Raw genomic sequence first — 15,010 nt, 5'->3', positions numbered from 1 at the left:
TCTGGGGGCAGACAAGGGCGGTTCCTTCGGGAGCCGCCCTTTCCTTATTTGGCGGCTACTTTCTCCGCCGGCTTCTTGTCGACCGGCGCCTTGCCGTCATTGTCGAGCAGCGCGGAGATTACCTTGCCGTCTCGCTTGTACATGTCCTCATAGCTGACGATCGACCCATCGGTGTTCGCCGCGATGCTGAAATAGACAATGTAGATCGGCAGCGGCTTCACGAAGTTGGCTTGCTTCGATTTCTTGGACGCCAGCGTTTCCGTAATCTTGTCTGGAGTCCATTCGCCGCCGTCATCGCCGAGCAACATGGTCGCAAGATCGAGGACGTCCTTGGTACGAATGCAGCCATGGCTGGCCGCGCGGACCTCGCTGTTGAAGCGGCTCTTTGCGTTGGTGTCGTGCAGATAGATATTCTGTTCGTTGTACATCACGAACTTCAATTGTCCGAGGGCGTTGGTCGGTCCGGGCGGCTGGCGCCAGCGCTGGACCTTTCCGTCCTTGCCCTTGACCGCGACATAGCCCGGCTTGCCGGCGACTTCCTTGGAGATGCTCGGCGGCACTTCCCACCAGGGATTGAGGATCACACCGACCGCCGTGGCATTGAGCTGCGGCGTGGGAGTCTTGATCGCGCCCGCAACCGCACGGGTCTTCCACCGCGTCGCCCCATTTTCAACCAGCGTCGCGTAATAGCTCGGCACGTTGACGATGATGTACTTCTGGCCAAGTTCGCGGGGCAGCCAGCGCCAGCGGTCCATGTTCAGCCGGATCTTGTTGATCTTCTGGGTGTCGGTCTTGGGCGTGATCGACAGCGCAGTGCGGAGCGCTCCATATTGCGGATGCGTCGGAAGCAGCGAATTGAGCACCTCCGGAATCCGGTTGGTGACCAGGGCCGCATCGAGCATTTGCCGCTGCCGGGCCTCATCGAGGTCCTTGTCGACCACGTGCCAATCGATTCGGGCGTCGCCGCGGACATGGCCCAGCGCCAGGTCCGAAGAGAGCTTGTTGAAACGGTCGGTGGCGGCCTGTGCAAGCAGCTGCGGATCGTTAGAGCGCATCGCTTCGATCAGCCCTGCCGGGTCATAGTCCGTAGGTGACAGGCCTTCGCTACCGACATTATTGATGTAGCCAGCCAGCGCGCTTGCCTGCTGCAAGGTCCAGATCGGTGGTGGCGGGGGCAGCGGCGGAGGTTCCGGCGCGGCCTGTGGCGGCTCGGTCACGCCCTCCGGCAGCGGGCCGATGGGATCGGCGGGCTTGGGTTGGGCAACGGGTTTCGAGGCGGGCGCGGCAGGCGCTGCGACAGGCTGCTGAGCCGCCAGGGCCACCGGAACGATAGCCATGGCTGTAAACGTCACCAACTGGTTCCAACGCGCCTTCGTCACAGTCCGTAACCCCTCGCTCGACACCAACGGCGCGCACGCGCCAACCGACATCCATCCTAGCGTCATCGAACATACACAGGATGAACCGAACGGACTAGGGGCCGCCGCGCGCCCCTGCCGCTTATTTGACCCATGCCAACCAATCCTTAAACAGTTGGGAAGCATAAGGTTTGCGGGATATTAAGCTCGGATGAGGAAACGCCGAATGTCATCGCGATTCCACTTGCATGGCGGCATGATCCCAAGAACCGTCAAGCGGATGTTCGACGAGCGCGTCGAACAGCGGATCGAGGCCGATTCCCAGACGGCGGTACTGTCGATCCGCGGCCGCAATCACATCGTTTCGGTGGTAAATCTGTCGCGTTCGGGGGCCATGCTGCGCTTTTCGGGCGATGCGCACATCGGAGAAAGCGTTTCGCTCCAACTGCTTGACCGTGGCACGAACCCGGCTCAAGTGCGTTGGCTGCGCGACGGACGGATGGGCGTATATTTCGCCAATCCGCTAGAGTAGCCTCGCCGGTGGAGATGAGCTTTCGGATGATCAAGGCGCGGATCGAAGAGGCCAGGGACTCGAGCGATCGCCGACGCACGGCGCGCCACCCTGTCGACATCGGCGCCAAGGTCCGCGAGCTTGGGGCGGAAGGCTTCGAGGCGAAGGTGCTCAACATCTCCGAAACCGGGTTCATGGCCGAAGCCGAAGGCGATTTTGAAGTGGGCTGCCGGATCTGGCTGATTTTGCCGGGCCGCGAGCGGGCCAATGCCCTGGTACGCTGGATTGCCGGAAACCGCATCGGCGCCGAATTCGCCGAGCCGATCTCGATGGAAGGCTTGAGCGCCTAGCCCAGCTTCAGCGCCTGCTTCACCGCCGGCGCAATTCCCGTGACGATCCGCTTCACGCCGGCGAAGGTCGGGTGCATCCCGTCCGCCTGCTGCATGCCCGGCTGGGCGGCGGCGCCTTCCAGGAAAAATGGATAGAGCTCGGCGCCGTGGCGCTTGGCCAGGGCGGGGAAGATCGCCTCGAACCGGGCGATATAAGCGGGATCCAGGTTGGGCGCGGCGCGCATGCCCGCGACCAGGACCGGTATCTTCCTCCGATCGAGGTCGCTCAAAATGGCGTTTAGATTGGCTTCGGTCAGCTTCGGATCGAGCCCTCTCAGCATATCGTTGGCCCCGAGCTCGACGATCACCAGGTCGGGCTTGCGTTCCATCCCGTCGAGCGTCCAGCCGAGCCGGGCCTTGCCGGCTTCGCTGGTATCGCCCGATACGCCGCCGTCGACGACGGTCGCGGCGATTCCGTGGCGGCGCAGCGTCGCCTGGAGCTGGGGAACGAAGCCAAGGCCCTGGTCGAGGCCGTAGCCGGCGGTAAGGCTGTCGCCGAAGGCGAGCACCAGCGGGCGCGCCGAATCCGGGCTGGTGGCCGGCGGGCTGGCGCCAACCAGCATCATCGACAAAAGGGCGGCGGCAATCGACCGGCGGTTCATGGCTTTCAAGGTGGGGCCATTGTGACGGCCCCGCAAGCTCCCTAGCTGTGACAGCTATGAGCCAGCCGCTGATCGAGCTTGACGATATCCGCCTGACCCTTGGGGAAGGCGACGTCCGCACCGAAATATTGAAGGGCGTCAGCCTGACCCTGCAGCCTGGGGAGAAGGTTGCCGTGCTGGGACCATCGGGATCGGGCAAGAGCTCGCTGATGGCGGTCGTGGCGGGCCTTGAGCGAGCCGATACCGGGCAGGTCCGGCTGGCGGGCGAGGAAATTAGCGGGATGAACGAGGACGCTTTGGCGCGCCTGCGCGGCCGATCTCTCGGTATCATTCTCCAGGCGTTCCACCTGCTGCCGACCATGACCGCGCTTGAAAATGTGTCGGTGCCGCTCGAGCTCGCCGGAGCTGAGGATGCGCGCGACCGCGCGGCGCACGAGCTTGAAGCGGTGGGACTGAGTCACCGCCTGTCCCATTATCCGGCCCAGCTGTCGGGCGGCGAGCAGCAGCGGGTGGCGATTGCGCGCGCGACCGCGCCAAGGCCGCGGCTGCTGCTGGCCGACGAGCCGACCGGAAACCTCGACAGCAAGACCGGCGCGGCAATCATCGACCTGTTGTTCGAGCGGGCCGGAAAGGCGGAGGCCGGGCTGCTGGTCATTACTCATGACGCCGCGGTAGCGGCGCGCGCCGACCGCACCGTACACATGGCCGACGGCTATCTAACCGCGTGAGCCAGGTGCTGCGCCTGGCGCTTCGCGACCTCAGGGGCGGGCTCAAGGGGCTTGGCCTTCTCTGGATCTGCCTAGCCGTGGCGATTGCCGGGCTGGCCTCGGTCACCAGCCTTGCCTCCTCGATCGACCGCGCAATCGCCGATAATGGCCGCGCCATGCTTGGCGGCGACTTGATGCTGTCGACCTCGTCGCGACAAGCGAATGCCGAAGAGCTGGCGGCGATCGAGGCGCTCGGCCGGATGTCAAAGAGCATTACGACCCGGTCCATGCTGGTCGGGCCGGACGGCCGAAGCCAGCTGGTCGAGCTCAGCGGAATCGATCGCGGTTGGCGGCTCGCCGGCGAGGTCGATTGGGGCATGGGCGGCCGGCGTCCCGCTGGCCTCGAAGTCGCGGTCGGCCATGAAGTCGCCGAACGCCTCGACCTTAAGCTTGGCGGCCAGGTCAGGCTTGGGCGCGCAAGCTACCGGATCGTATCGATCATCGAGAAAGTGCCTGGGCAATCCGGCTTCGCTCTCGCCCCGCCGGTGATCGTCGACGAAGCCGGCCTGGCGGCAAGCCGACTCATCCAGCCGGGCAGCATCAGCACCACCAATTACCGCATCCTGTTGCCTGGCGGCGCCAATGCCGACGCCATCGGCAAGGACTTCCAGCGCCTCCATCCGGCCGGTGGATGGCGCTCCACGACCCGTGACGAGGCCGGGTCGGGAACGCGCCGGTTCATCGACCGGCTGGGGCAGATGCTACTGCTGGTGGCACTGTCCGCGCTGGCGATAGGTGGACTCGGCATGTCGAGCGCGGCGGCCGCCTTCGCCGCCTCGCGGCGTCCCTCGATCGCCATATTGAAGCTGGTCGGCGCTACCCGGCGGACGGTCAACGCCATGTTGCTGACCGAAATTGGGCTGATCGCGACGACTGCGATCCTGGCCGGACTGGCAATCGGCGCCATTGCGCCCGCCCTGGTCGGCAAACTGACCGAAGGCCTGCTGCCGATTTCCCCCGATACGGCGCCACAGTGGATGGCCCTGGGGGAAGCGGCGCTGTTCGGAGTCCTGATCTGCTTCGCCGCGAGCTGGCGAATGGTCACCGGTGCCGGGGAAACGAAGCCGGCCCGGCTGCTCCGCGGGGACGTCGGCAATGGCCAGTCCACCAATTGGCGTAGCTTCCTGCTGCCGGCCGCGGCACTCGCCACCGCCGCAGCAATCGCGATTGCCGGCGCCAGCGACCCCTGGTTCGCCGCAATCGGCGTGGCCGCGATTGCCGGCCTCTGCGGCCTGTTCGCGCTGGTCGGCTTCGCGATCCGGCGGATTGCCCGAGGCGCCAAGCATCTGGGCGGACCCATCACCCGCCTCGGAATCGCCGCGCTCGACCGGCCAGGGGCGGCCACCGGCCGGCTGGCGGTATCGCTGGGGCTGGGACTGACCCTGCTGGTCACGTTGGCCGGCACCGCGTCAAGCATCCTGGCCGAGATCGACACGACCATTCCCAAAAAGGCTCCTGCCCTGTTCATGGTCGATATTCCCCGGGCTCAAGAGGCTCGTTTTCGCCAGATTGCGGAGCAGACCGTGGCGCATTCCGAGCTGCGGCTGGTGCCGTCGCTTCGGGGCCCGGTGACCGCGGTAAACGGAGTCCGGGTTGCCGACATGAAAAATGTCCCTGAGGGAGCCTGGATCCTGCGGGGCGACCGCGGGCTGACCTTCGCCGGCGAATTGCCGCCGGCCAACCGCATCGTCGCCGGCCAGTGGTGGCCGAAAGACTATCGGGGTCCGCCGCTGGTCAGCATCGATGCCGACGCGGCCACGGCCCTGAACCTGAAGGTTGGCGACACGCTGACGGTATCGATCCTCGGCCGCCCGATCGAGGCCCGCATCGCATCCTTCCGTGAGATCGACTGGCGCAGCTTCGGTTTCAATTTCGCGATCATCTTCGCGCCCGGCGTACTGGAGGCCGCGCCATATACGCTGATGGCCACGGTTGCGCCCGAACAAGGCGGATCGACGACGAAGCTGGAGCGGCGGCTGACTGACGAAATGCCGATGGTCAGCGCCATCCGGGTCGCCGACATCGTGGCCGAAGTGAAATCCTTGCTCGAATCGATCGATGGCGCGGTTCGGATCGCGACCGGCTTCGCCATCTTGATGGGCATGATCGTGCTCGCCGGCTCGGTCGTCGCAACCCGCCGGCGGCGAGCCCGCGACATCGTCTTGCTGCGACTGGTGGGTGCTACCCGAGGCCAGGTGACTCGCAGCCAGCTGATCGAGTTCGCCCTGCTGGCGGCGGCTGTTTCGCTGGCCGCTTTCGTAGCCGGCTCGATCGCCGCCCGACTAGTGGTAGTCCAGCTATTCGAATTTCCGTTCAGCCCGGATTGGCCGAACCTCGCCCTGATCCCGCTGGGGGCGACCCTGTTGGCGATGCTCGCTGCATTTCTGGCGGCCATTCCAGCGCTTAACGCCCGTCCCGCAGAGGGACTGCGCGCGCTCTAGCAAGCGATTTCGTGCAACCGGCCACGATTTCGCTCGTTCAACGCCTCCGAAAGGAACCCCTCATGGCTTCAGTTCCAACACTGAGCGACCTGCAGATGAAGCATGACCCGGCCGGACGCGGCTATCACGTCGTCTACCGCGAGCATGAAGTGAACCATTGCCCCGGCTGCGGCCGGACCCAGTGGCTGATTGGCCGGATGTCGGCCGAATGCGCCTTCTGCGCGACGGCCCTGCCCCTGGCCGAAGCCAGCATGCGTCATCACAACGGGCCGATCGTGATCCAGCATCGCAACCGGCTTCATGAGACCGCCTACGCGGCCTGACTCCAGTCAGCCGGCCGCCCTCACCGGGACGGTCGCATTGCACAGATCCACTCCGCCGGCGGGATGAATGTAAAAATCGTCCCGCCGGTTTTTCTTGACCTTCAGCCATGCGGCGAAACTACCGCTCTTCTCGTCGAGATATTCGAATTTCGGTCGCTCGCCCTCCGGCATTGCCGAGGCCAGGCGGACGCTGGCGATCGGCACATCCATGGAGCGTTCCTTGTAGAAGCCGAGCGCCTCCGTCCCGCGTGGCAGGCTGGACAAATTCTCAATGCCGCCGACAACCCGCCCGACATTGGCGATCACCCGGTCGAGTGCCCGCGGGCCCTGGCCGATGACCGCATAGAGTTCGCCGCCCATCCCGGTATCAGGTGATAGGTTGCGGCCGACGCCCACACTGCCATAGCAATGGGCGAGATTGATGGTTGAATCGCTGGTGTCCACGGCGACCGCCCACCCCGCCGCATAGCCAACCAGCGGCTCATATGGGTCCGGAGAACCCAGCGGAGTGACGTCCAGCCCGGCAAGCGCCCGGAAATATTCGGCCGGAGGCTGCGCCACGACCCCGGCCGGCAAGGGCTTTTCGGTCTCGTTATTGCCCCATTGCGCGACATAATTGTCATGCACCCGATACAGCGCCGCACCTTGCCAATAGCCTGCCTTGGCCAAGGCCTTGATGTTCGCGACATGGACGGGCGCAAACTCAGGCGCGAGCTGGATCACGACCTTCTTGCCATCCTTGAATTCGACCACCAGCAGGTCATCGGCAGCGATCGGGCGCCAATCGGACTGGGGCGCGGCGGCAAGGATCTCGCCGGGCGTTTGCGGCTTGGCCGGGGTCGGGGCCTCAGCGGCGGCGATCAGCGGAACGAGGGCAAGGGCGGCAAGTCGGCGCATGGCGGAGCCTTTCATTGGTTGGGCGGAACATTGCCGCCTCCCCAAGTTCGCGCAAGCCCGCTAGGTGAGCGGGCATGTACCTTTCTACGATCATGCTGCTCGGCTCCGGCGAACTGGGCCGCGAATTCACCATCGCCGCAAAGCGGCTCGGCTGCCGGGTGATCGCCTGCGATCGTTACGACAACGCCCCGGCAATGCAGTTGGCCGACGCGCGCGAGGTTTTCTCGATGCTCGACGGGGTGGCGCTACGCGCAGCGGTCGAGCAGCACCGGCCCGACCATATCGTCCCTGAGATCGAGGCGATCGACACCGCGACCCTGGCCGAGCTGGAGCGCGAAGGATGGCATGTCGTCCCGTCGGCCAAGGCGGTCCAGCTGACGATGAACCGCGACGGGATCCGCGACTTTGCCGCCAAGGAGCTGGGCCTCACCACTTCGCGCTATTTGTTCGCCGAAACGCGCGAGGAAGCGATCGCCGCTGCGTCGAGCGTCGGCCTGCCGGCGGTGGTCAAGCCGGTGATGTCGTCGAGCGGCAAGGGCCAGAGCGTTGCGCGAACCGGGGAGGAGCTCGGCCAAGCGTTCGACTATGCCGTCGCCAATATGCGCGGCGATCGGCCGCGAGTGATCGTCGAGGAATATATCGCCTTCGATTATGAGATCACCCTGCTGACCGTTTCGACCAGGGATGGAGTGATCTTCTGTCCGCCGATCGGGCACCGCCAGGAATCGGGCGACTATCGCGAAAGCTGGCAGCCGATGCCGATGGACCAGGCGGTCCTGGCCTCGGCGCGGGAGCAAGCGGCCAAGGTGGTGACGGCGCTGGGAGGGTATGGGATTTTCGGGGTCGAATTTTTCATTGCCGGTAGCCGGGCGATCTTTTCCGAACTCAGTCCCCGGCCGCACGACACCGGAATGGTCACCCTGATCGGCCAGAACCCCAACGAGTTCGAGCTTCACCTGCGGGCGATCCTTGAATTGCCGATTCCGGCGATCGAGCTGGCCGGTCCGTCGGCATCGGCGGTAATCCTGGCCGATCGCGAGAGCCATGATTTCGGCTTTTCGGGACTGGCGGACGCACTCGCGACCGGAGAGCCTGGCAAGCCGGTGGACCTCAGGATTTTCGCCAAACCTAATACGCTCAAGAATCGGCGAATGGGCGTCGCGCTGGCACGGGGCGAGAGCGCCCGGCAGGCCGTCGAGCGCGCGGTCGCCGCGGCAGCCAAGGTGAAAATCGAACATCGCGACTAAGTAATTGCATATTCATGCATGAATATGCATATGCCGCGCATGATTCGCGCGGCCATCCTCGGCGCCTCCGGCTATGTCGGCGGCGAATTGATGCGCCTCATCGCCGCTCATCCGGCGATCGAGGTTGGCGTCGCATTCGGCGCGTCCAACGCCGGGCAAGCAGTTGCGGCAGTGCATCCGCACCTGGCGTTGGCCTATCCGGAATTGGCCTTCGCGGCATGGGACGCGGCCCACTTCCAGGGCTGCGACCTGATTCTGGCCGCCCTGCCCCATGGCGAAACCCAACGCCTGGCCGACGAGCTGCTGGCGCCCGGTGTCCCGTTGGTCGATCTGGGCGCCGATTTCCGGCTCGGCAGCGCCGGAGAATATGAGCGCTGGTATGGCGAGCCGCATGCCCGGCCCGACCTGCTCGGCCGCTTCACCTACGGCCTTCCCGAATTCTTCCGCGATGAGATCAAGGGCTCAAGGCTGGTCGCCGCGCCAGGCTGTTACCCGACCGCCGCCAACCTGGCGCTGAAGCCACTGGTCGATGCCGCGGCGATCGACGGCCAAGGCATCATCGTCGATGCGGCCTCGGGCGTTAGCGGCGCAGGGCGGGCAGCCAATGCCGGCACCCATTTTTGCGGCATCGACGGCAGCTATCGCGCATATGGCCTCATCAGGCATCGCCACACCGCTGAAATGGAAATGGTGTCGGGCGCCGAAGTGCTGTTCACGCCGCATCTGATGGCGACCAGCCGGGGCATTCTCGCCACCTGCTATGCCAGGGCGACCGGTCCGTGCGACCCGCTGGCGATCCTGCGGGAAGCTTATGCGAACGAGCCCTTCGTCCATGTCGGCGAAACGCCGCCCGAGACCAAATGGGCGACCGGCAGCAACGCGGCATTCCTGTCGGCCCGCTACGACGAGCGCACCAACATGGTCGTCGCGCTGGCTGCGATCGACAATCTCGGCAAGGGCGCGGCGGGACAGATGGTCCAGTGCGCCAATCTTATGCTCGGCCTCGACGAGACCGCCGGGCTTTCCACCATGGGAGTTTATCCGTGAGCGTTACCGCCGCCGAAGGGTTCGTCGCGTCCGGAGTTGCCGCCGGGATCAAGGCCGGCGGGCGCCGCGACATGGCGCTGCTTGCGACCGATGACGGCAAGCCGGTCCCGACCGCGGCGGTATTCACTCAGAACAAGTTCCGCGCACCGCCGGTCGAGGCAAGCCTGGAACGATTGAACGTGTCGGGCGGCATGGCGAGCGGCGTGATCGTCAACAGCGGCAACGCCAATGCCGGCACCGGAGCCAAGGGCCGCGCCGATGCGGAAGAGATGTGCTCGGCTGCCGCCAGGACGGTCGGCTGCGATCCGCGCGACATGCTGGTCTGTTCGACCGGGCTGATCGGCTTTCGTTTGCCGATGCGGAAGATCCAGACCGGCATTCCCCAGCTGGGCGACGGACTCTGCCGCGATGGCCACCGCAATGCTGCCAAGGGCATCCTCACCACCGATACAAGGCCCAAGGAGGCCAAGGTCTTGCGCGGCGATTATGCGGTCGGCGGCATGGCCAAGGGCTGCGGCATGCTGGCGCCCAACATGGCGACCATGCTCGCCTTCCTGACCACCGACGCAGAGCTGTCACCGGAGGAGCTGAAGCCGATCCTGTTCCGGGCGGCCGACGCGACGTTTAACAGCCTGATTACCGATGGCGCGACCTCGACCAACGACACGGTCATGCTGTTCGCCAGCGGGCGCAAGGGCCGTCCTGCCGACCTTGGCCGGTTCGAGGACGATGTTCGCCAGGTCTGCGAGGAGCTGATGTTGCAGATGGCGCGCGATGCCGAAGGGATGACCAAGCTGGTTGTCGTCAACGTCATTGGCGCTGCCAGCGATATCGAAGCCCGCCATGTCGCTCGTTCGATCAGCAACAATAATCTCATCAAATGCAGCTGGTACGGCGCCGATGCCTATTGGGGCCGGCTGCTGGCCGAAGCGGGGTCATGCGGAGTGGAGTTCGAAACCGAACGTTCCGCCGTCAGCTATGGCGGCACCAAGGTGGCCGAGGCGGGCGTCGAAATTCCGCACGATGCCGACAAGGTTCGAGCCCATATGAAGGGCGATGAGATCGCAATTTTGGTCGATCTGGGCCTTGGCACAGGAAAGGGCCGGGCCGTCTCGGTCGACCTCGGCCCGGGCTATATCAAGGAAAATGCGGCGACGTCATGATCAACACCAACGACACCGCACGCATCCTGATCGAGGCGCTGCCCTATATTCGCCGCTTCACCGGCAAGACCATCGTGGTGAAGGTCGGTGGCTTGCCCATGACCGACCCGGAGCGGATGCGCAGCCTGGCCAAGGATATATTGCTGCTGCACTCGGTCGGCATTCGCCCCGTGCTGGTCCATGGCGGCGGACCCCAGATCGATGTCGAAATGGCCAAGGCCGGGATCGAGGTGAAGCGGGTCGAAGGGCTGCGCGTGACCGATGCCGAAACGCTCGACATCGTCCGCATGGTGCTGGTCGGAAAGACCAACCGCGACCTGGTCGCCGCGATCAACGCGCTGGAGCCGGTGGCGATCGGCGTTGCCGGCGAGGATGGCCGCCTGCTCGAGGTCGAGCCGGTCGACGAGCGGCTTGGTTACGTCGGGCGAGTGACCAAGGTCCGCGGCGCACTGCTCCACGCTTTTCACGACGACGGGCTGATCCCGGTGGTGTCGACGGTCGGCGCGGATGCCTCGGCGCAGCCGTACAACATCAATGCCGATGATGCCGCGCGGGCAATCGCTGTGGCGATGAAGGCGGAAAAGATCATCTATCTGACCTCGACGCCGGGCCTGCTCGAGGACCCGTCCGATCCCACGACCCTGGTCCACCGGCTGACGGCAGCGGAGGCGCGCCGCAGGATTGCCGATGAAGGCGTAACCGGCGGGATGATCCCCAAGCTGGCGGCCTGCGCGGAGGCGGTCGAGGGCGGAGTCGGCAGCGCTCATATGATCGATGGCCGCGCCGAGCATGCCATATTGGTTGAGCTGTTCACCGACGAGGGGATCGGCACGATGGTTACGACTCAGAATGAGATCGCGACGGAGAATGGGGTCACGACGGAGAATGGGCGATGACCAAGACCCAGCGCCAGCGGATGATCGCCGACTGGCTGCGTGAATTCCGCGTCGGCAGCCAGGAAGAGCTGGCCGCGCGCCTGTCGCTGGCCGGGATCGCCGCGACGCAGGCGACGGTCAGTCGTGACCTGCTTGAGCTCGGCGCGGTCAAGCTGAAACGCGACGGCTCGATCCGCTACGTAATGCCGGACCAGGTCGAATCCGGTCACGCTGCCGCCAAGCTGGACCGGCTGCTGGCCGAATGGGTCGATGCGATCATTCCGGCCGGGAATTTGCTGGTCCTCAAGACACCGCCCGGCTCCGCCAACCTTGTTGCAAATGCACTGGACGCGGCAGGTCTGGAGGAGATTGCCGGAACGATCGCCGGTGACGACACAATTTTCCTCGCAGTGGCCGATGGCGCCGATCCAGGCTTGGTCGCGGCGCTGTTGCAGCGACGGCGTTCCGGAGCCTAAGCCGGGCCTGGCGCGTTGCGCCGGACAAGGAGATAGGCCGATGACCCGTCAAGCCGCGCTAATGATATCGGCAATATTTCTCGCTTCGTGCGGCAAGAACGAACCCGCCGCGCAGCCGGTGCAGAACGATATTGTCGTCCGCAGTTCCGCACAGCAGCAACTGTTCGACCTCAACGATCTCGACCGGGCAATCGCGCTGAAGCGGGCCATCGCCGACCAGGGCCTGCGATGCGGGCAAATGGTATCGACCGGCTATGTCACCCGCTTCAAGGACATGGACATGTGGACCGCCACCTGCAGCGACAAGCGGCAGTGGGCATTGTTCATAGCCGCCAATGACAGCGTCCAGGTCCGGCTGTGCGACGATAATGAAAAGATCGGCCTGCCGGCCTGCAAGGTTCAGCCCGGCACCGAGGGCGGTACCGGGCTGGATCAACTCAATCTGGCGAATGCGAACTAGGAGCGGTTGCCCGGATCCTGTGCGGCTAGTCGCACTTCCAGACGCTCAATTCTGCGACCTTGGTTAGTCGCACTTTCGCGTCTCCTTATATTCGCCGGCGGCCGACTTTTCCTTGATCGTCACGCACTTGCCCTGGCGAATCTCCTCGCGCCAGCTGCCGTCTGCGTTCGTCACGCGATTGCCCTTGGGCACGCGCTTGCCGTCCTTGATTTCCCAGTTGAAGCTGTTCGGCGTCGCCTGGTCATTGCCGCCGGTTGCCTGGGCATGGGCCGCCGTGGCCGCGGTCGCGGCCAGCGCAACGACGCCGGCGCCTAGAACAATCTTCCACATGCGAGTCATGTCACTCACTCCTTGGCGGCAAGGGATAGGCGAATCGACCTTAACGCGCGCTGACATTGCCGTTCAGCCGGTAAAACGGACGATTCGCCAGCATTTTCCCTGTTCCCGAGACGCAAAAAAGCCCCCGCCGGCTGGGCGGAGGCCTTTTAAGCCGCGCTGTCGACCGAGCTGGGTTAGCCCTGCCTCGCCTTGAAGCGCCGGTTCGTCTTGTTGATGACGTACGTGCGGCCGCGACGGCGAATCACCCGGCAATCGCGATGACGCGACTTCAGCGACTTCAGGGAATTGCGAATCTTCATGGCCGGAACGCCTGCCTTCGTGTTTCTAAGGTTGTAGGAGGTATGAAACCGGCGGCTCCCCTATGGGGACAAGCGCGCCAAGTCAAGTTCATCGGGCCGGTGCCGCCGGCGCCCGCGGCCCGCTAGGATCGAACAGATCGCCGAAATAGTCACCCTGAAGCCACATCGGCCGCTGGGTGGAGTCGGCCATTTCCCGTGCGATGCGGTAGTTGAGCAGGGCATAGCGTGCCCCGCTGTCCCAATCGATCTTCTGGCTGAGGTCGTCCTGCGGCGAGTGATAGACCTTGCTGAGATAATTGCCCCAGACCGCGGCGCCGCCATTGGCATAGCCGGTCATCAACAAAACCGCCGGGACGCCCTTGCGGACGAATTTATAATGATCGGAGCGGGTGAAGATCGCTTCCTGCGGCATCGGATCGGGGGCGACGGAGATTCCCATGGACCGGCCGGCGTCGGCGACCGTCGCGCCGATCGTGGAGTGGTCCGCGCCGAAAGCGGTAACGTCGGTAAAGGGATAGAGCAGGACCGGCATGTCGAGGTCGACCAGTCCGACGATGCTGGCCGCCGGTACCGTCGGATGGTTGGCGTAATAATCGGCGCCGAGCAGGCCGCGCTCTTCGCCGGTGTTGGCAATGAACATCACCGAGCGCTTCGGCCGCACCGGCTGCGCAGCGAACTGGCGCGCCGCTTCCAGCATGGTTGCGACGCCGGCGGCATTGTCCAGCGCCCCATTATAAATGGCGTCTTCGCCCGGCTTGGCGTCCGGCTTGATCCCCAAGTGATCGAGGTGCCCCATCAGTACGACATGCTGGGCTGCCAGCGTGGGATCCGAGCCCCTGAGCAGGCCGATCACTTCGGGGCTGGTGTAACCCTCCCACTTGCTTTCGGACTCGACCGCGAGGGTCGGCCGCAGGTTGAAGCCGCGCAGCCTGCCTTTGGATTTTGCTTCGGCACGGATGGCCGACAGCGACTTGGGAGCACCCACGAACAGCTGTTCCGCCACATCCTGGGAGAAGCTCAGCTGCAGCTGCATGCCCGCGGGAGTGGCGCCCGCAACGCCGTTGGAATCAATCCAGTCGACCAAGGGGCGACTGCCGCGTTGAACCGGATCGAACCGGCCCGCGGAGCCATTGTTGCGGCTCAATTCGACATAGCCGATCGCGCCTTGTGCGGCGACAACCCGTTCCTTGCTGGAATTGAGATGGGCATCGACGTCACTCGCCAGGCCGCCGGGAGACCCGGCCAGGGCGACCACGATTTTCCCGCGAACGTCGAGGCCGCGGTAATCGTCGAAACCGTAGCGCCGGTCCTGGAGGCCATAGCCGACGAACACGAATCCGGCGCTTAGCTTGCGCGATTTGGCCAGCACGCTCGGGCGGAGGCCGAAATCCTTGCCTGGCTCGAGGACGACGGTCTTGCCGCCGGCGGTGAGGGCGAGTTTCGGCTGCACCTCATAGGAAGCGCGGCGGAAAGGGACCGTCAGGAACCAGCCACCCTTCTCTCCGGCCGGTTCGAGCCCGATGGCACGGAACTGCGACGCGACATAGTCGGCGGCAATGGCATAGCCGCGAGAGCCGGTGTCGCGGCCCTCGAGATTGTCCGACGCCAGAAACTCGACGTCGGCGCGGATCCGGCGAGCCATTGCGGGATCGGCGGCAGGCGATTGCGCCAAGGCCGGGACGGCAACAAGTAGGAAAACGGCGCCAAGCAATCGCATTCGGTCAACTTTCGAAAACCCGGCGTTAACCGCCGCTTAGGGGATCACGGCTAGTCGACCCGCCGGTGTCGCGCCAGTACCGCTGGCCGCCGTTCGTCG

At 64.9% G+C, this 15,010-nt stretch carries 17 protein-coding genes; 11 read left to right on the top strand and 6 right to left on the bottom strand.

Features of this window, described 5'->3' with window-relative positions:
• Positions 1 to 44: 44 nt before the first annotated feature.
• Entirely contained in the window at positions 45 to 1,337 is a 1,293-nt protein-coding gene (locus tag LZ518_RS11455; RefSeq protein ID WP_249916113.1) for a L,D-transpeptidase family protein, read from the bottom strand.
• A gap of 277 nt (positions 1,338 to 1,614) precedes the next feature.
• Between LZ518_RS11455 and LZ518_RS11450 the strand changes: the two genes are divergently transcribed.
• On the top strand, positions 1,615 to 1,890 hold the full coding sequence (locus tag LZ518_RS11450) for a PilZ domain-containing protein (protein WP_249916112.1): 276 nt from the start codon (positions 1,615 to 1,617) through the stop codon (positions 1,888 to 1,890).
• 14 nt (positions 1,891 to 1,904) lie between these two features.
• Positions 1,905 to 2,219, top strand: coding sequence for a PilZ domain-containing protein (locus LZ518_RS11445; protein ID WP_249916111.1), 315 nt, complete (start codon positions 1,905 to 1,907; stop codon positions 2,217 to 2,219).
• Here LZ518_RS11445 and LZ518_RS11440 read toward each other — a convergent pair.
• Complete coding sequence (locus tag LZ518_RS11440; RefSeq protein WP_348538683.1) at positions 2,216 to 2,860, bottom strand: arylesterase; 645 nt, start codon at positions 2,858 to 2,860, stop codon at positions 2,216 to 2,218. The two genes, LZ518_RS11445 and LZ518_RS11440, sit on opposite strands and share 4 nt — an antisense overlap.
• A gap of 56 nt (positions 2,861 to 2,916) precedes the next feature.
• On the opposite strand from LZ518_RS11440, the gene LZ518_RS11435 reads away from it, so the two are divergent.
• The 3 genes from LZ518_RS11435 to LZ518_RS11425 all read left to right on the top strand — a co-directional run bounded on the left by LZ518_RS11435 (position 2,917) and on the right by LZ518_RS11425 (position 6,391).
• Positions 2,917 to 3,588: an ABC transporter ATP-binding protein gene (locus LZ518_RS11435; protein WP_249916109.1), complete on the top strand. Its 672-nt coding sequence runs from the start codon at positions 2,917 to 2,919 to the stop codon at positions 3,586 to 3,588.
• Positions 3,585 to 6,068 carry an ABC transporter permease gene (locus LZ518_RS11430; protein WP_249916108.1) on the top strand — a complete coding sequence of 828 codons (2,484 nt, stop codon included), beginning with the start codon at positions 3,585 to 3,587 and terminating at the stop codon, positions 6,066 to 6,068. The genes LZ518_RS11435 and LZ518_RS11430 overlap by 4 nt, the downstream gene beginning before the upstream one ends.
• A gap of 62 nt (positions 6,069 to 6,130) precedes the next feature.
• Positions 6,131 to 6,391 carry a hypothetical protein gene (locus LZ518_RS11425; RefSeq protein ID WP_249916107.1) on the top strand — a complete coding sequence of 87 codons (261 nt, stop codon included), beginning with the start codon at positions 6,131 to 6,133 and terminating at the stop codon, positions 6,389 to 6,391.
• A 6-nt stretch (positions 6,392 to 6,397) separates the two neighbouring features.
• Here the strand turns inward: LZ518_RS11425 and LZ518_RS11420 are convergent, their stop codons facing one another.
• Entirely contained in the window at positions 6,398 to 7,288 is an 891-nt protein-coding gene (locus tag LZ518_RS11420) for a peptidylprolyl isomerase (protein WP_249916106.1), read from the bottom strand.
• 74 nt (positions 7,289 to 7,362) lie between these two features.
• Between LZ518_RS11420 and purT the strand changes: the two genes are divergently transcribed.
• From purT to LZ518_RS11390, 6 genes are read left to right on the top strand one after another with little or no spacing between them, the layout of a single operon-like run.
• The gene (gene purT, locus LZ518_RS11415; protein ID WP_249916105.1) at positions 7,363 to 8,535 is read left to right on the top strand and encodes a formate-dependent phosphoribosylglycinamide formyltransferase; all 1,173 of its coding nucleotides are present in this window, start codon (positions 7,363 to 7,365) and stop codon (positions 8,533 to 8,535) included.
• A gap of 39 nt (positions 8,536 to 8,574) precedes the next feature.
• Positions 8,575 to 9,582 (top strand): N-acetyl-gamma-glutamyl-phosphate reductase, encoded by a 1,008-nt coding sequence (argC, locus tag LZ518_RS11410; protein ID WP_249916104.1) that lies wholly within the window; start codon positions 8,575 to 8,577, stop codon positions 9,580 to 9,582.
• A complete protein-coding gene (gene argJ / locus LZ518_RS11405; RefSeq protein ID WP_249916103.1) occupies positions 9,579 to 10,745 on the top strand; it encodes a bifunctional glutamate N-acetyltransferase/amino-acid acetyltransferase ArgJ in 1,167 nt (388 codons plus the stop codon). The genes argC and argJ overlap by 4 nt, the downstream gene beginning before the upstream one ends.
• Entirely contained in the window at positions 10,742 to 11,641 is a 900-nt protein-coding gene (gene argB / locus LZ518_RS11400; RefSeq protein ID WP_249916102.1) for an acetylglutamate kinase, read from the top strand. Before argJ ends, argB begins: the two co-directional genes overlap by 4 nt.
• Entirely contained in the window at positions 11,638 to 12,096 is a 459-nt protein-coding gene (locus LZ518_RS11395; RefSeq protein ID WP_249916101.1) for an arginine repressor, read from the top strand. Before argB ends, LZ518_RS11395 begins: the two co-directional genes overlap by 4 nt.
• Positions 12,097 to 12,136: 40 nt before the next feature.
• Positions 12,137 to 12,556 carry a hypothetical protein gene (locus LZ518_RS11390; protein ID WP_249916100.1) on the top strand — a complete coding sequence of 140 codons (420 nt, stop codon included), beginning with the start codon at positions 12,137 to 12,139 and terminating at the stop codon, positions 12,554 to 12,556.
• Between the two features lie 63 nt (positions 12,557 to 12,619).
• Here LZ518_RS11390 and LZ518_RS11385 read toward each other — a convergent pair whose 3' ends face one another.
• The 3 genes from LZ518_RS11385 to LZ518_RS11375 form a co-directional block, all read right to left on the bottom strand.
• Positions 12,620 to 12,895, bottom strand: a complete 276-nt coding sequence (locus tag LZ518_RS11385; RefSeq protein ID WP_249916099.1) for a hypothetical protein — start codon at positions 12,893 to 12,895, stop codon at positions 12,620 to 12,622.
• A 173-nt stretch (positions 12,896 to 13,068) separates the two neighbouring features.
• Positions 13,069 to 13,194: a type B 50S ribosomal protein L36 gene (ykgO, locus tag LZ518_RS11380; protein WP_006833921.1), complete on the bottom strand. Its 126-nt coding sequence runs from the start codon at positions 13,192 to 13,194 to the stop codon at positions 13,069 to 13,071.
• Positions 13,195 to 13,282: 88 nt separating this feature from the next.
• Positions 13,283 to 14,866: a M20/M25/M40 family metallo-hydrolase gene (locus tag LZ518_RS11375; protein WP_249916098.1), complete on the bottom strand. Its 1,584-nt coding sequence runs from the start codon at positions 14,864 to 14,866 to the stop codon at positions 13,283 to 13,285.
• Between the last annotated feature and the right edge of the window lie 144 nt (positions 14,867 to 15,010).

Source organism: Sphingomonas brevis (assembly GCF_023516505.1).
Classification (GTDB): Bacteria; Pseudomonadota; Alphaproteobacteria; order Sphingomonadales; family Sphingomonadaceae; genus Sphingomicrobium; species Sphingomicrobium breve.
The sequence above is the reverse complement of the archived record's forward strand: the minus strand, read 5'-3'. Positions and strand labels throughout refer to the sequence as shown.

Coding starts and splice junctions, on each gene's coding strand:
- LZ518_RS11455 (WP_249916113.1), bottom strand. CDS start 1,337: ATGGCTATCGTTCCGGTGGCCCTGGCGGCTCAGCAGCCTGTCGCAGCG.
- LZ518_RS11450 (WP_249916112.1), top strand. CDS start 1,615: ATGATCCCAAGAACCGTCAAGCGGATGTTCGACGAGCGCGTCGAACAG.
- LZ518_RS11445 (WP_249916111.1), top strand. CDS start 1,905: ATGAGCTTTCGGATGATCAAGGCGCGGATCGAAGAGGCCAGGGACTCG.
- LZ518_RS11440 (WP_348538683.1), bottom strand. CDS start 2,860: ATGAACCGCCGGTCGATTGCCGCCGCCCTTTTGTCGATGATGCTGGTT.
- LZ518_RS11435 (WP_249916109.1), top strand. CDS start 2,917: ATGAGCCAGCCGCTGATCGAGCTTGACGATATCCGCCTGACCCTTGGG.
- LZ518_RS11425 (WP_249916107.1), top strand. CDS start 6,131: ATGGCTTCAGTTCCAACACTGAGCGACCTGCAGATGAAGCATGACCCG.
- LZ518_RS11420 (WP_249916106.1), bottom strand. CDS start 7,288: ATGCGCCGACTTGCCGCCCTTGCCCTCGTTCCGCTGATCGCCGCCGCT.
- purT (WP_249916105.1), top strand. CDS start 7,363: ATGTACCTTTCTACGATCATGCTGCTCGGCTCCGGCGAACTGGGCCGC.
- argC (WP_249916104.1), top strand. CDS start 8,575: ATGATTCGCGCGGCCATCCTCGGCGCCTCCGGCTATGTCGGCGGCGAA.
- argB (WP_249916102.1), top strand. CDS start 10,742: ATGATCAACACCAACGACACCGCACGCATCCTGATCGAGGCGCTGCCC.
- LZ518_RS11395 (WP_249916101.1), top strand. CDS start 11,638: ATGACCAAGACCCAGCGCCAGCGGATGATCGCCGACTGGCTGCGTGAA.
- LZ518_RS11390 (WP_249916100.1), top strand. CDS start 12,137: ATGACCCGTCAAGCCGCGCTAATGATATCGGCAATATTTCTCGCTTCG.
- LZ518_RS11385 (WP_249916099.1), bottom strand. CDS start 12,895: ATGACTCGCATGTGGAAGATTGTTCTAGGCGCCGGCGTCGTTGCGCTG.
- ykgO (WP_006833921.1), bottom strand. CDS start 13,194: ATGAAGATTCGCAATTCCCTGAAGTCGCTGAAGTCGCGTCATCGCGAT.